Here is a 12,845-nt window from a genome sequence, read left to right as displayed (position 1 = left end):
GTTCCGGTGGTCATAGCGTTGGGGAAACGCCCGGTTACCTTTCCGAACCCGGTAGCTAAGCCCAACTGCGCCGATGGTACTGCACTCGGGAGGGTGTGGGAGAGTAGGTCGCTGCCGGACTCTTTTCTTGTGTGGTGTGGGCTCCAGCCTTGTGGTTGGGGCCCACACGCATTTAATTGTTCTTCCGCGGCACAGGTTCATTGACGCTGCTTGTTGCTGTGTGTGAAGGACTGGCCCCGGCGGCCATCCGCTGCGACCGACCCGTTGCAGTCGCGTGCCCGTGCCGCAGATGGCGGATGTCCTGACATGCGCACCAGACCGCATAGGGGCCGTCCGGACAGGCGCACCGCAGTGCACCTCCATTCTGGGCTCTCACTGCGCTCGCATGAACGCCGTGACTTCTGCTAACTACTGCCGCGGGCCCGTAGGTGGACACGGTCAGGTGCCCTAGTCTTGATGTGTAACCCCATAGCGCCAGCGCCCTGAGGCAGGAGAACTGAATTGTCTGACTACGAGCACCGCTCCGACCGCGGCAAACGCCGTGACTGGTCCCACTCATCTCAGTCTCGCCGCGCGGGTGGCTACCCCCGCTCCAACGAGCAACGGCGCGATACCAGCCGGGGCGACCGCCGTCAGCGCCGCGACGAGCGCGGTGACGCACAGGGCCGCAGCCGCGACGAGCGCAGCCGCGGCGAATACGGCGATAATCGAGGGCGTCGAAGTGACGTCAACCATCGCCGCCGTGACGATTCACAGTCCACACCTTGGTGGGAAAAGCGGGACAACGGCAGCGGCGATGCCGCCGGCCAGTCCCGATCGCACCGACACAGCGCCGGCTCCCGTCGGGACGAGCGTCATTCTGCCCACCGAGGCCCGGGAGATGACCGCCGGGGCGGCAGTCATCGCGGCGACTCCCGTCGAGATGACCGGCGCAGTGACCGCAACGATTCCCGCCGCGACGGCCGAGGCGGCTACCGCAAGGATTCGCCTCGGGATGACCGAGGCGGCTACCGCAAGGATTCCCGCCGCGGCGAGCGAGGGGGACACCAGCAGGATCGTGGAGGGTTCCGCCAGCAGCGCCGCGACGACCGTGGGCATCGCGATGACCGGCGTGGGCCCCGCAGCGACCGCCGCGACTTCAGCAGCGCGCCTGTGGACCGCCAGCAGGACCGTGACGACCGGATCCGTACTGGTCGGGAACCGTTCGTGCCCGCCGACATCACCGGTCGCGAGCTCCCCAAGGAGATCCGCTCGGAGCTGAAGACCCTCACCAAGGACCAGGAGGAGCGCGTCAGCCGCCACCTCGTCCAAGGCATGCTCATCCAGGACACCGATCCCGAACTCAGCCTCGACCACTTCCGCTGGGCCACCCGATTCGGTGCACGCGCAGCGACCGTCCGCGAAATGTACGGCGTCCGGCTCTACGGGGCCGGAGAGTACCGCGCCGCAATCCGCGAACTGCGCGCCGCCATGCGCATGAACGGTCGCAACGACATGCTGCCGATCATCGCCGACTGCGAACGCGGGCTCGGCCGCCCCGAACGCGCCCTCGACGTCGCAGCGCAGCCGGAAGCGGAATCCCTGAGCGAATCCGACACCATCGAACTGATGATCGTCGTCGCCGGTGCCTACGCCGACATGGGCGATATCGACCTTGCCCTCGCGTCCCTTGACATCCCAGCGCTGCGCCAGAAGGTGAACGGACAGTGGCAGGTGCGCCTCTGGGTGGCCTACTCCGACCTCCTGGAGAAGGCCGGACGCAGCGATGAAGCCATCAAGTGGCTGACCCTCGCCGCCGACGCCGACACCAATGAGATCACCGACGCCGGGGAGCGCCTGGGCCGCCCCAGCAAGGTCCAGGCACCCGTCGTGCTCGAAACCGATGAACAGATCGGCGTCATGGACGTCCTCGACGACTTCCTCGCCGAGGAGCGCGAACGCGAACGAGAAGCAGCCGACGACGCTGCCCGTTCAGAAGACACTGCGGAAGCAGGCGCCGACGATGACGCCGAACCGGCAGAAGACAGCGAGATGTCCGACCCTCAGCCCAGCCCGGAGGGGGCCGGCACCGAGGACGCCGCCGATATCGAGACCGACGACGAGGACACCGATGCGCGCCAGGACTGAACTCAGCTTCCTCGACCGCTTCGACGCCCTCCTGCTCGACATGGACGGCACCCTCATGCACGGTCATCGCCCCATCGACCACGCGGTCGACAGCGTGGATGCCGCTCGCTCCCACGGGACGGCGATCGCATTCGCCACCAACAACGCCTCCCGGACTCCCGACATGGTGGTGGAGCACCTCACGGCGCTCGGCTTCAGCGCGCACGCGCATGAAGTGGTCAACTCACCCCACGTCGCAGTCGCCGTGCTCGAGCAGAGCGTCCCCGCACCCGCCCAGGTGCTCGTCGTCGGCGGCGACGGCATCACCCATGAACTCGACGCACGGGGATACGAACCCGTCCGCGAAGCCGATGACACGGTCGCGGCCGTGATCCAAGGATTCGCCCCCACCGTCGGGTGGCGCGACCTCGCTGAGGCGGCCTACGCCATCCGCGCCGGTGCCCTGTGGATCGCCACCAACGCGGACTCCACCCTCCCCACGGAACGCGGCCTCGCGCCCGGCAACGGATCCCTCGTCGCCGCGCTCACCCATGCCACCGGTCAGCAGCCGCAGATCGCCGGCAAACCCCAGCCCGCAATGTTCACCACCGCCGCACAGCAGGTGTCCTCGCATGCCCCGCTCGTCGTCGGCGACCGACTCGACACCGACATCGAAGGCGGCAACCGTGCCGACCTGCCCACCCTGCACGTCCTCACCGGCGTCTCCAGCTGGCAGGACGCCGCCTACGCCGAGCCGATCCAGCGCCCGACCTTCATCCGGCCCGACCTCTCCTTCCTCACCGGCCCCGCCGGCGACCCCAACGTGGAGACCGGCGCGACCGGCGAAGACGAGGGCAGCGGGAGCACCGAGGGAGAGACACGTGAGGCCGGTGGGGGAGAAGGCAGCGGGAGCGTCCGGGCCGCACGCTGCGTGTACGGGCCAGTGACCGCGGAGCTCGCCGACGGCATCATCACCGTCAACGCCACCGACCAGGACTGGCACACCCACCAGGCCGTCATCAGCCTCATCCGCGCCACCCACCCCGACCGCGCCTTCGCCGGCGAGATCCGCCTGACGAACACCACCATCACCGCGGACAGCGAGGCCGCTGCGGCACGGTGAGCACCCGCATCGACACCGCGCTCCATCAGCGCGGCCTCGCATCCTCGCGCACCCACGCCCGCCGCATCGTGGAGGAAGGCAGGGCGCTCATCAACGGCGCCCGGGCCCGGCGCGCATCCGCTCCCGTCGGCCCTGACGACCGCCTCGACGTCACCGGAGCACCCGTCGGCGGCGAATACGCCTCCCGGGCCGCCCACAAGCTCGCCGGCGCCCTCACCGCCTTCCACCTCGACGACACGGCCGACGGGTCCCACGCTCTGGACCTCGGCGCCTCCACCGGCGGATTCACCGACGTCCTCCTGCGCGCCGGCGCCCGCACCGTCACCGCCGTCGACGTCGGCACCGGGCAGCTCATCGAGCGCCTCCGCGCCGACGAGCGTGTGCGCAGCCTCGAACAGACCGACGCCCGCACCCTCAGCGTCGACACCGTCGGTCACCGGCCCGACCTCATCGTCTCCGACGTCTCCTTCATCTCCCTCACCCAGATCATCCCCACGATCAGCCGCGTCGCCGCCGACGGCGCCGACATCGTCCTCATGGTCAAACCCCAATTCGAAGTGGGCCGGGGCAACCTCCCGAAATCCGGGGTCGTCACCGACCCCGCGCTCTGGCGCCGCGCCATCGCCGCTGTCGCCGAGGCCTGCGCCGAGCACGCACTGACCGTCGTCGGCGTGCAGGAGAGCACGCTGCCCGGCCAAAACGGCAACCGTGAGTTCTTCCTCCATGGGCGCAACACCCCACCCAATCCCGCCTGCTCCCACCACGTCTGTGGGATGATCGACGAAGCAGTCGAACGGGCCAGCGGACGCGGAGAAGGAAGGACCAGATGATACGCCGATTCCTTCTCTATCTGCACACCGGGCGCTCCAGCGCGCTGCGCGGCCTCGCCCAGGTGATCCACGAAATGCGCAACCGCGGCGTGCGCACCGGCATCCTCGACCAGCAGCTCACCGAGATGCGCGAAGCCGACCCCGCGCTGCTGCCCGACGGCCTCCTCGAGGCCATCGACGGGCCGGACGTCGACATCGTCCACGACCTCGACCCCGCCATCGACGAACTCGTCATCGTCCTCGGCGGCGACGGCACCATCCTGCGCGCCCTCGAGATCGCCCGCGAGCACAGCGTCCCCGTACACGGAGTCAACCTCGGACACGTCGGCTTCCTCGCCGAATCCGAAGCGGCCGACCTCGCCACCACCGTTCACCGCCTGCTGGACGGGGACTACTCGATCGAGAAGCGCGGCACCCTCAACATCGAGGTGTACGACGCTGAGGACCGCATGGTGGCGGCCGAGTGGGCCCTCAACGAAGCCAGCCTGGAGAAGTCCGACCGGCAGAAGATGGTCCACGTCGTCATCGAGATCGACGGCCGCCCCGTCTCCACCTTCGGCTGCGACGGCGTCATCCTGTCCACCTCGACCGGCTCCACCGCATACGGCTTCAGCGCCGGCGGACCCGTCGTCTGGCCGGAGGTCGACGCATTCCTCGTCGTCCCACTGGCCGCCCACGCTCTCTTCGCGCGCCCCCTCGTCCTGGGACGCTCCAGCGAAGCGGCCATCGAGATCACCGCCGACAATACGTGCAGCGCCGTCCTCACCATGGACGGCCGACGCGTCCTCGACGTTCACGCCGGCATGCGCATCGAATCGGTGCTCTCACCCAACTCCATCCAGTTCGCGCGACTGACCCACACCCCCTTCGCCGACCGCCTCGTGGAGAAGTTCGAACTGCCCGTCGACGGCTGGCGCGGTCGCGGGCACGATGACCCCGCCGCGCAGGAGCGCTGATGCTGACCTCCCTCGCCATCCGCCACATCGGCGTGATCGACGACGCCGTCCTCGACTTCGGGCCCGGATTCACCGCCATCACCGGCGAAACCGGCGCCGGAAAGACCATGGTCGTCACCGGACTGTCCCTCCTGCTCGGCACCCGCCTCGACAAGCGCCGAGCCGGGGTGTCCAGCACCGTCGAGGGCCGCCTCCGCGTCGACGGATCCCCGCTGCTCCAGCACCGCCTCGACGACCTCGGCGCCGAAGCCGAAGACGGCGAAGTGCTCGTCGTCCGCCGCGTCACCAAGGACGGACGCTCCCGCGCCCATGTCGGCGGGGTCCCCATCCCCGTCTCCACCCTCGCCGAACTCGTCGGCGAGAACATCACGATCCACGGTCAGAGCGACCAGATCCGCCTGAAGAGCCCCGACCTGCAGCGCGACGCGCTCGACTCCACCATCGGCCCCGAATTCGACGACCTCCTCGCCGAGCATCGCGCCACCTTCCGGTCCCGCCGCGACAACGCCGCCGAACTGGAGCGCATCCGCGCCCTCCTCGCCGACCGCGAGCAGCGCGAGCAGGAACTCACCAGCATCCTCACCACCCTCGAAGAGGTGGACCCGCAGCCGGGGGAGGACGACGCTCTGCGCGAGGAGATCACCCGCCTCAGCGACGCCGCCGACGCCGCCGACGCGTTCGACACCACCCTCATGCACCTCGTCGGCGACGAAACCGGCAGCGCCCTCACCCGCCTCGACGAGGCCATCGCCGCCATCACCGCGCTCGACTCCGACTCCACCCCCGGCCTCGCACCCCTTGTGGATCGGCTCGTCTCCGCCCGCGAAGAGCTCAGCGACACCGCCGCCGACCTCTCATCCCTGCAGGACGACTCCCACGCCTCCCCGGGCCGCATGGAGGAAGCACAGCAGCGTCTCCACACCCTCAGCGTCCTCGTCCGCGACCTCGGGCCGCGGCTGGACGGCGCCGCCACCGTCACCGAACTGCTGGACAACTCCGCCGGCGCCGTCAGCGCCCTCCACGACCTCGAAAGCGCCGCCGACACCAGCGAACAGCTCACCGCCCGCATCGTCGAACAGGACGAGGAGCTCGACGATCTCGCCGCCCAGCTGAGCCAGCGGCGCCGCACCGCCGCCGAACGCCTCGCCGATCGCATCGAGACCGAACTCGCCACACTCGAGATGCCCGGCGCGAAGATCCGAGTCGACATCGCACCCGCACCCGCCCGTGAGCACGGCCGCGACCTCGTCACGTTCCTCATGCAGCCCCACCGCAACGCCGAGTTCATGCCGCTGGCGACCGGTGCCTCCGGAGGTGAGCTCTCCCGCGTCATGCTCGCACTCGAAGTGTCGCTCGTCGCCGACCGCACCGACCGCAACCAGGAGATCGGCCACCCCGTCTTCATCTTCGACGAGATCGACGCCGGCATCGGCGGCAAAGCGGCCCGCGCCGTCGGCGAGCGCCTCGCTCACCTCGCCGGTGAAGCCCAGGTCATCGTGGTGACGCACCTGCCGCAGGTCGCCTCCTACGCCGGAACCCACCTCACCATCGTGAAGGAGACCCGCGGCGAGGAGACCTCCTCCCGAGTCGACCTGCTGGACAGCGACGGGCGCGTCCACGAACTCGCGCGCATGCTCGCCGGCGACGCCTCCTCGGAAGCCGCCCTCACCCACGCTGAGGAACTGCTCGCCGAATCCGCCGCCGCAGCACAGACCGCCGCATCCCGGTACGCCGCCGCTCCGGGCCGGAAGAAGAAACGGACCCAGGCGGGGGAGAAGCGATGAGCACCGTGCACACGCCCGCCGTCACCACCGGCATCGCCCGCATCGGACGCCGCACCAAGGACCTCACCAAACGGCTGGTCCCCGGCGACATCGCGGTCATCGACCACGAGGACATCGACCGCGTCGCCGCGGAAGCACTCGTGGAGAAGAAACCGGCCGCGGTGATCAACGCCGCGCAGTCCATCTCCGGGCGCTACCCCAACATGGGCCCCCAGATCCTGGTGGACGCCGGCATCATCGTCATCGACATCGAACACGACACCCTGCTGGAGACGATCGGCGAAGGCCACGAACTCACCCTGGACGGTGCCGATGTGCGCCTCGCCACCGGGGACGTCCTCCAGGGCAAGCGCTACACCCCGTCCATCGTCGCCGAGGACCTGCGCCGCGCCCGCGAGGGCCTCTCCGAACAGCTGGTGAAGTTCGCGGAGAACACCATGGAATACATGGTGCAGGAGCGCGATCTGCTCATCAACGGGGTCGGCACACCGGATGTGCGCACGGTCTTCCAGGACCGGGCCGTGCTCATCGTGGTGCGCGGCTACCACTACAAGGAGGACCTCACGGTCCTGCAGCCGTTCATCCGCGAGAACCGTCCCATCATCGTCGGAGTCGACGGCGGTGCCGACGCCGTCCTCGATGCCGGCTATCGGCCTGACATGATCATCGGAGACATGGACTCCGTGTCCGATCGCGCGCTGCGCTGCGGAGCCGAACTCGTCGTCCACGCCTACCGCGACGGCCGCGCCCCCGGGATGGAGCGCCTCGCCGAACTCGGCCTCGACGACGACGCCGTGACCTTCCCGGCCTCCGGTACCAGTGAGGACATCGCCATGCTGCTGGCCGACGACCGAGGCGCCGACGTCATCGTCGCAGTCGGCACCCACGGCACCCTCGAGGAGTTCCTCGACAAGGGCCGCGCCGGCATGTCCTCCACGTTCCTCACCCGGCTGCGCGTCGGCTCCAAACTGGTGGACGCCAAAGGCGTGTCCCGCCTGTACCGTCAGCGCATCTCCACCCTTCAGCTGTTCGCCCTCGTGGCGGCGGGCCTCGTGGCGATCATCGCCGCCCTGTCCGTCACCGCCGGCGGGCAGACCCTCATCCAGCTGCTCGGCGCTCGGCTCGACGATTTCCTGTCGTGGTTCACCGGACTGTTCACGCTGCAGAGCGTTCCGGCGAGCGCAGCCGCCCTTCTGCTGCCGCCCCGGCTGACCCGACCCTTCCGGGAAGAGACCCATGATTGATTTCCGCTACCACCTCGTGTCCCTCGTCGCCGTCTTCCTGGCGCTCGCCCTCGGCATCGTGCTCGGCGCGGGGCCCCTGCGGCAGAGCCTCGGCGAACAGCTCACCAACCAGGTGGAGCAGCTGCGCCGCGACAAGGACGAGCTGCGCGCTCAGAACACGGAGCTGACGGACGGCGCCAAGCGCCTCACCAGCTACATCGACGCCTCCGGCAAAGAGCTGCTCGCCGGCGCCCTGCCCGATGGCGCCCCCATCACCATCATCTCCGACGGCGAATCCGTCGCCACCGCCGCTGACCAGGTGAGCGAACGCGTCACCCAGGCCGGCGGCACCACCGGCAACCGGATCAGCCTGAACCCGTCCCTGTGGGACCCGGCCGCGGAGGCCAAGCGCACTGACACCCTCACCGCCCTCACCAGCCGCTGGCCGGAGCTCGCCGCACAGACCTCGACCAGCGGCGAAGGCCTCATGCATGCGCTGATGGTCGCGATCTCCCCGCAGTCGCCCCTCAGCGACGCCGACCGCACTGAGGTGGTCAAGCGCCTCGCGGCCGATGGTTTCATCACCAGTGACGGCGGCTCAGTGGTCGCCCCTGCCGGGCTCGTGTACGTCGCAGCCGCCCCCGACACGTTCACCAACCCGGACGACAGCGCCGCCCAGGATGCCGAGCGCACCAGCCGAGTCGAAGCGGTGCAGATGCGGTTCGTGACCGACATGCGCGAGGCGAAGGCTCCGATCGTGGTCGCGGGGCAGTCGCCGACGCTGCACGAATCCGTCGGCCTGGTCCGCACCATCCGCCGCACCACCGACCTGCAGTCCGTGTCGACGGTCGATGCCGTCACCTCACCAGAGGGTCCGGTCGTGATCGTGCTCGCCCTGGCCGAATCGGTGCGCGGCGGCAGCTCAGGTCACTACGGCGCCGCCCCCGACGCACAGTCCCCGATGCCGGCGCTGCCCAGCTCCCCAGCCGGCGGCGGCCAGTCCGGCGCAGACGCCCCGGACGCCTCTCAGCCGACGGAACCCGCGCAGCCCGCCGACGCGGACACCGACACCACCAGCGGCAGCGGTGCGTCCCCCGATTCGGGTGGGCAGAAGAACCAGCGCCGCACCAGCACTCCCACCCCTTCCGCGCCGCAGGGCGCCAGTGACTCCGGAGGAGACCGATGACCGCCGCTTTCGCCGCCGCCAACACCACCACCGCCGCGCAGGCAGCCTTCGACTCCGGCATCGCCGCGCTCCCGCCGGAGCTCGCGGGCGACGTCAGCCGGGCTCTGCAGCGCACCAACTACCGCGGCTCCACCGTCAGCCTCGCCGAAGGCATCGGCGTCATCGCAGGGATCGTCGGCGGAGCGTCCGGGGCCCTGCCGATGCGGGAGCGCGCCGCACTCGCCGCCATCGGCGCTCTCGGCCTCATCGACGACCTCGCCGAACCCTTCCTGCAGGACCACGGGACCACCGCCTCCAAGGGGCTGCGAGGTCACCTCGGTGCGCTGCGCCGCGGACGCCTCACCACGGGCGCTGCGAAGGCGCTCGCCATCCCCGCCGCCGCCGCCGTCATCTCGCTGCACCAGCCGAAGGCACTGGACCGAGCCATCGACACGGTCCTCATCGCCGGCAGCGCCAACCTCATCAACCTGTTCGACCTGCGGCCCGGCCGCGCCCTCAAAGCCACAGCAGCACTCTCCGCCGTTCCCGGTCTCGGGGTTCTCTCCCGTCTGCGCGACGGCGACCTGGACGAATCGGCGCGGGACCTGCTGCTGGGAATCCTCGGCGTCATCGCGTCCGCCGCCCCCGCCGATCTCGATGAGGTCGGGATGCTCGGCGACAGCGGAGCCAACATCCTCGGCGCCGCCGTCGGCACTGCCGCGTCGCGCGTCCTGCCGCGCTCCGCCCGCGTCGCGCTCGCCGCCGCCCTCGTGGGACTGACGCTCGCCAGTGAGACCGTGTCGTTCTCCCGCATCATCGACTCGGTCCCCGCGCTGCGCGCCATCGACCGTCTGGGACGCGCCGAATGACGGTGAATGCACCGAACGGGTCCCGAACGCGGGCCCTGATCCGCGCCGCCGGCATGATCGCCGTGGTGACGATCCTCGCCCGCATCGCCGGATTCATCCGCTACCTGGTGTTCGGCGCCAGCGTCGGCGCCGGCGACGTCGGCACCGCCTACTCCTCCGCGAACCTCGTCCCCAACGTCCTGTTCGAGGCTGCCGCCGGCGGCGCCCTCGCCGGCATGGTGATCCCGCTGATCGCGGGGATGGAGATCACCGCGAGCCGACGAGCCGACCGCATCATCTCCGCGCTCCTGACCTGGACGCTGATCATCACCGCGGTGCTCGCCGGTCTTGTCATCGCGTTCGCGCACCCGATCTCCGAGTTCGTGTTCGCGCAGGGAAGCTCCTCCCTCTCCACCGCCGGGGTGGACCTGGGCGCACGCTTACTGCGGGTCTTCGCCCTGCAGCTGCCGCTGTACGGCATCACGATCGTGCTCGGAGCGTTCCTGCAGGCCCGCAAGCGCTTCTTCTGGCCCGCGTTCGTCCCTCTCGTGTCCTCGCTGATGGTGATGGCGACCTACGCGGCGTACGCGGCGTCGGTACCGCCCGCCGTGTCGGTGGCGACGCTGCCGCCGGGCGGCGAGTTCTGGCTGGGCTGGGGCACCACCCTCGGCGTGGCCGCGATGGCGCTGCCGCTGATCATCCCGTCGCTGAAGGCAGGCCTGCGCTACCGACCCACCCTCACCCTGCCGCGCGGCGTCACCCGCCACGCCCTCGGGCTCGCCGCCGCCGGGATGACCGCGGTGCTCGCGCAGCAGGCCGTCACCGCCCTCGTGCTGATCCTCGCGGTCCGCGCCGGCGGCTCCGGCACCCTACCCCTGTTCCAGTACGGTCAGGCCGTCTACCTCCTGCCGTACGCCATCCTGCTGGTGCCGATCATGACCACCGTGTTCCCCACCCTGTCCGAGTCGAGGCTCGCCGGCGACAAGGCGGAACTGTCGCGGCTGGCTCTCGGGTCGATGCTGTCGATCACTGCACTGGCGGGCGTCGGCGGCGCCGCGCTGTGGGGCGCATCCGTCGGTCTGGAGCGCTTCTTCACCGCGATCGACCGGACGGGAGTGGTCGGTGTCGGCGCCGTGACCGCCGCGTTCGCGATCGGACTGATCCCGTTCGGGGTCGTCATGCACTCCATCCGGGTGCTCAACGCGGCCCTGAAATCGCGCGAAGCACTGATGGTGGGGGCGGTGCCGTGGCTGTGCGCGGGACTGCTGATCACCTTCACCGTCCTCACCTCGAGCACCCGCACCGCGTCCGAGGCGGCCGTGCTGTTCGCGTTCTCGATCGCGATCGGGCAGATCGTCGGTGCGGTCAGCGCGATCACCGTGCTGCGTGAGCACACGCTCGCGCCCGAGGACGGGGCGGCGATGATGCGCGGAACCGCGACGGCGGCCATGGCGTCGATCGTGGCGTCCGTCGGCGGCTACTTCGGCGGGCGGGCCGCGGAACCGATGATGACGGGGGCCGCCACCGCCGCGCTGCTCGGCGCCGTGATCGGCGTCGCCGCCGGAGCGGCCTGCCTGGGGCTGATCGCCGTGCTCGACCCCGCTCGTGCCCGCGCCGTCATCGGCATCGCCGGTTCTCTGCTGCCGGGCCGCCGAGCAGAGCGCACCGCCGACGAATCAGCATGATCATCATTCGTCCCCGCGCCGCCGGCGGCATCCTCAGCCACATCCGCGATGAGCACCGGATGCTCACCGCAGCCGGCCACCCCACCCTGGACGCCGGCCCTACCGACGATGCGATTCCCGCGAGCGCCATCCACCATCACGGCATGCCGATCGGTGCCCGCCCGCACCCGCTGCGGGACCTCCGCGCCGTGCTCGCCCTGCGGACCCTGCTGGGCCGCAGCCCCGGCGTCGCGGTGCACGCCCACGGGGTGCGGGCCGGGGCACTGGCCGTTCTGGCCCGTCGAGGCTGTGCGCCTGAACGCCGCGGTCGACTCATCGTCACCCTGCACAACGCCCTCCCCACTCGAGGTGTCAGCGCCGCAGTGGGGGCGGTGCTGCTGCGGATCACCGCTCGCGGGGCCGACGGCATCCTCGCCGTCTCCCCGGACCTCGCGGATGCCGCACGAGCCGCCGGTGCGGAGCAGGTGGAGCGCGCTGTCATCCCCGCGCAGCGACCCGGCGCCACCGACGCGCCGCGCGACTCCGAGGAGCTGGCCTCGGCACGGCGCGATGGCCGCGACCCGAACCCATCACGCGGAACCGATACCGACTCGGAGCCCCTGCGTCTGCTGATGCCGGCGCGGCTCGCCCCGCAGAAGGACATCCCCACCGCCCTCGCGGCCATGGCCCTGCTGAAGGAGCGCGGCATGGGGCCGGTGCGGCTCGACATCGCGGGGGAGGGGCCGCTGCGCCACCACCTCGAGCAGCTCATCGCCGGCTCCGGGGAGGAAGCGCACCTGCTCGGCCACCGCACCGACCTCCCGGCCCTCATGGCCGACGCAGACGTGATCGTGCAGAGCTCCGCCTGGGAAGGACAGCCCGTCGCGATCCAGGAAGCACTGCACCGCGGGTGCGCCGTGATCGCCACCGACGCCGGCGGCACCCGCTGGGTGACGGAGGACGCTGCCCTGCTCGTGCCACCGGCGGACCCGTCGGCCCTCGCCGACGCGATCGTGCAGATGAGCGATGCCGCAGTGCGCGCTGACTTCCGCCTGCGGGCCCTCCGCCGATCCCACAGCCTGCCCGGCGATGCGGACCTGCTGGAGCAGATCACCCGGCTGCTGCAGCTCGACTGAAGGAGAACTG

The 12,845-nt window shown here is 70.5% G+C and carries 11 protein-coding genes and 1 rRNA gene; 11 read left to right on the top strand and 1 reads right to left on the bottom strand.

Annotation, left to right across the window (positions count from 1 at the left end; translation table 11 throughout):
• Nucleotides 1-2 precede the first annotated feature (2 nt).
• Nucleotides 3-120, top strand: a 5S ribosomal RNA gene (rrf, locus tag MHY20_RS03315).
• 630 nt (nt 121-750) lie between these two features.
• Here rrf and MHY20_RS03310 read toward each other — a convergent pair.
• Entirely contained in the window at nt 751-1,098 is a 348-nt protein-coding gene (locus MHY20_RS03310) for a hypothetical protein (protein ID WP_239374729.1), read from the bottom strand.
• A gap of 54 nt (nt 1,099-1,152) precedes the next feature.
• Here MHY20_RS03310 and MHY20_RS03305 point away from each other — a divergent pair, with 54 nt between their 5' ends.
• From MHY20_RS03305 to MHY20_RS03260, 10 genes are read left to right on the top strand one after another with little or no spacing between them, the layout of a single operon-like run.
• On the top strand, nt 1,153-2,127 hold the full coding sequence (locus tag MHY20_RS03305; protein WP_239374727.1) for a tetratricopeptide repeat protein: 975 nt from the start codon (nt 1,153-1,155) through the stop codon (nt 2,125-2,127).
• The gene (locus tag MHY20_RS03300; RefSeq protein WP_239374725.1) at nt 2,111-3,229 is read left to right on the top strand and encodes an HAD-IIA family hydrolase; all 1,119 of its coding nucleotides are present in this window, start codon (nt 2,111-2,113) and stop codon (nt 3,227-3,229) included. Before MHY20_RS03305 ends, MHY20_RS03300 begins: the two co-directional genes overlap by 17 nt.
• Nucleotides 3,226-4,059 carry a TlyA family RNA methyltransferase gene (locus MHY20_RS03295; RefSeq protein WP_183374782.1) on the top strand — a complete coding sequence of 278 codons (834 nt, stop codon included), beginning with the start codon at nt 3,226-3,228 and terminating at the stop codon, nt 4,057-4,059. The genes MHY20_RS03300 and MHY20_RS03295 overlap by 4 nt, the downstream gene beginning before the upstream one ends.
• The gene (locus MHY20_RS03290) at nt 4,056-5,015 is read left to right on the top strand and encodes an NAD kinase (protein WP_239374723.1); all 960 of its coding nucleotides are present in this window, start codon (nt 4,056-4,058) and stop codon (nt 5,013-5,015) included. Before MHY20_RS03295 ends, MHY20_RS03290 begins: the two co-directional genes overlap by 4 nt.
• Entirely contained in the window at nt 5,015-6,799 is a 1,785-nt protein-coding gene (gene recN, locus MHY20_RS03285; protein WP_183374780.1) for a DNA repair protein RecN, read from the top strand. The genes MHY20_RS03290 and recN overlap by 1 nt, the downstream gene beginning before the upstream one ends.
• Nucleotides 6,796-8,043, top strand: a complete 1,248-nt coding sequence (gene steA / locus MHY20_RS03280) for a putative cytokinetic ring protein SteA (RefSeq protein WP_239374720.1) — start codon at nt 6,796-6,798, stop codon at nt 8,041-8,043. The genes recN and steA overlap by 4 nt, the downstream gene beginning before the upstream one ends.
• Complete coding sequence (locus MHY20_RS03275; RefSeq protein ID WP_239374717.1) at nt 8,036-9,208, top strand: copper transporter; 1,173 nt, start codon at nt 8,036-8,038, stop codon at nt 9,206-9,208. The genes steA and MHY20_RS03275 overlap by 8 nt, the downstream gene beginning before the upstream one ends.
• Entirely contained in the window at nt 9,205-10,056 is an 852-nt protein-coding gene (locus MHY20_RS03270) for a hypothetical protein (protein ID WP_239374714.1), read from the top strand. Before MHY20_RS03275 ends, MHY20_RS03270 begins: the two co-directional genes overlap by 4 nt.
• Nucleotides 10,053-11,720: a lipid II flippase MurJ gene (locus tag MHY20_RS03265; protein ID WP_183374772.1), complete on the top strand. Its 1,668-nt coding sequence runs from the start codon at nt 10,053-10,055 to the stop codon at nt 11,718-11,720. The genes MHY20_RS03270 and MHY20_RS03265 overlap by 4 nt, the downstream gene beginning before the upstream one ends.
• Nucleotides 11,717-12,835 (top strand): glycosyltransferase, encoded by a 1,119-nt coding sequence (locus MHY20_RS03260; RefSeq protein ID WP_239374711.1) that lies wholly within the window; start codon nt 11,717-11,719, stop codon nt 12,833-12,835. The genes MHY20_RS03265 and MHY20_RS03260 overlap by 4 nt, the downstream gene beginning before the upstream one ends.
• Nucleotides 12,836-12,845: the final 10 nt, after the last annotated feature.

Origin of the sequence: Helcobacillus sp. ACRRO (assembly GCF_022347125.1) — a bacterium.
Taxonomy (GTDB): Bacteria; Actinomycetota; Actinomycetes; order Actinomycetales; family Dermabacteraceae; genus Helcobacillus; species Helcobacillus massiliensis.
Note: the sequence above shows the minus strand (reverse complement) of the source record. Positions and strands in the feature narration are given on the sequence as shown.

Coding starts and splice junctions, on each gene's coding strand:
- MHY20_RS03300 (WP_239374725.1), top strand. CDS start 2,111: ATGCGCGCCAGGACTGAACTCAGCTTCCTCGACCGCTTCGACGCCCTC.
- MHY20_RS03275 (WP_239374717.1), top strand. CDS start 8,036: ATGATTGATTTCCGCTACCACCTCGTGTCCCTCGTCGCCGTCTTCCTG.
- steA (WP_239374720.1), top strand. CDS start 6,796: ATGAGCACCGTGCACACGCCCGCCGTCACCACCGGCATCGCCCGCATC.
- MHY20_RS03290 (WP_239374723.1), top strand. CDS start 4,056: ATGATACGCCGATTCCTTCTCTATCTGCACACCGGGCGCTCCAGCGCG.
- MHY20_RS03260 (WP_239374711.1), top strand. CDS start 11,717: ATGATCATCATTCGTCCCCGCGCCGCCGGCGGCATCCTCAGCCACATC.
- recN (WP_183374780.1), top strand. CDS start 5,015: ATGCTGACCTCCCTCGCCATCCGCCACATCGGCGTGATCGACGACGCC.
- MHY20_RS03310 (WP_239374729.1), bottom strand. CDS start 1,098: ATGCCCACGGTCGTCGCGGCGCTGCTGGCGGAACCCTCCACGATCCTG.
- MHY20_RS03265 (WP_183374772.1), top strand. CDS start 10,053: ATGACGGTGAATGCACCGAACGGGTCCCGAACGCGGGCCCTGATCCGC.
- MHY20_RS03270 (WP_239374714.1), top strand. CDS start 9,205: ATGACCGCCGCTTTCGCCGCCGCCAACACCACCACCGCCGCGCAGGCA.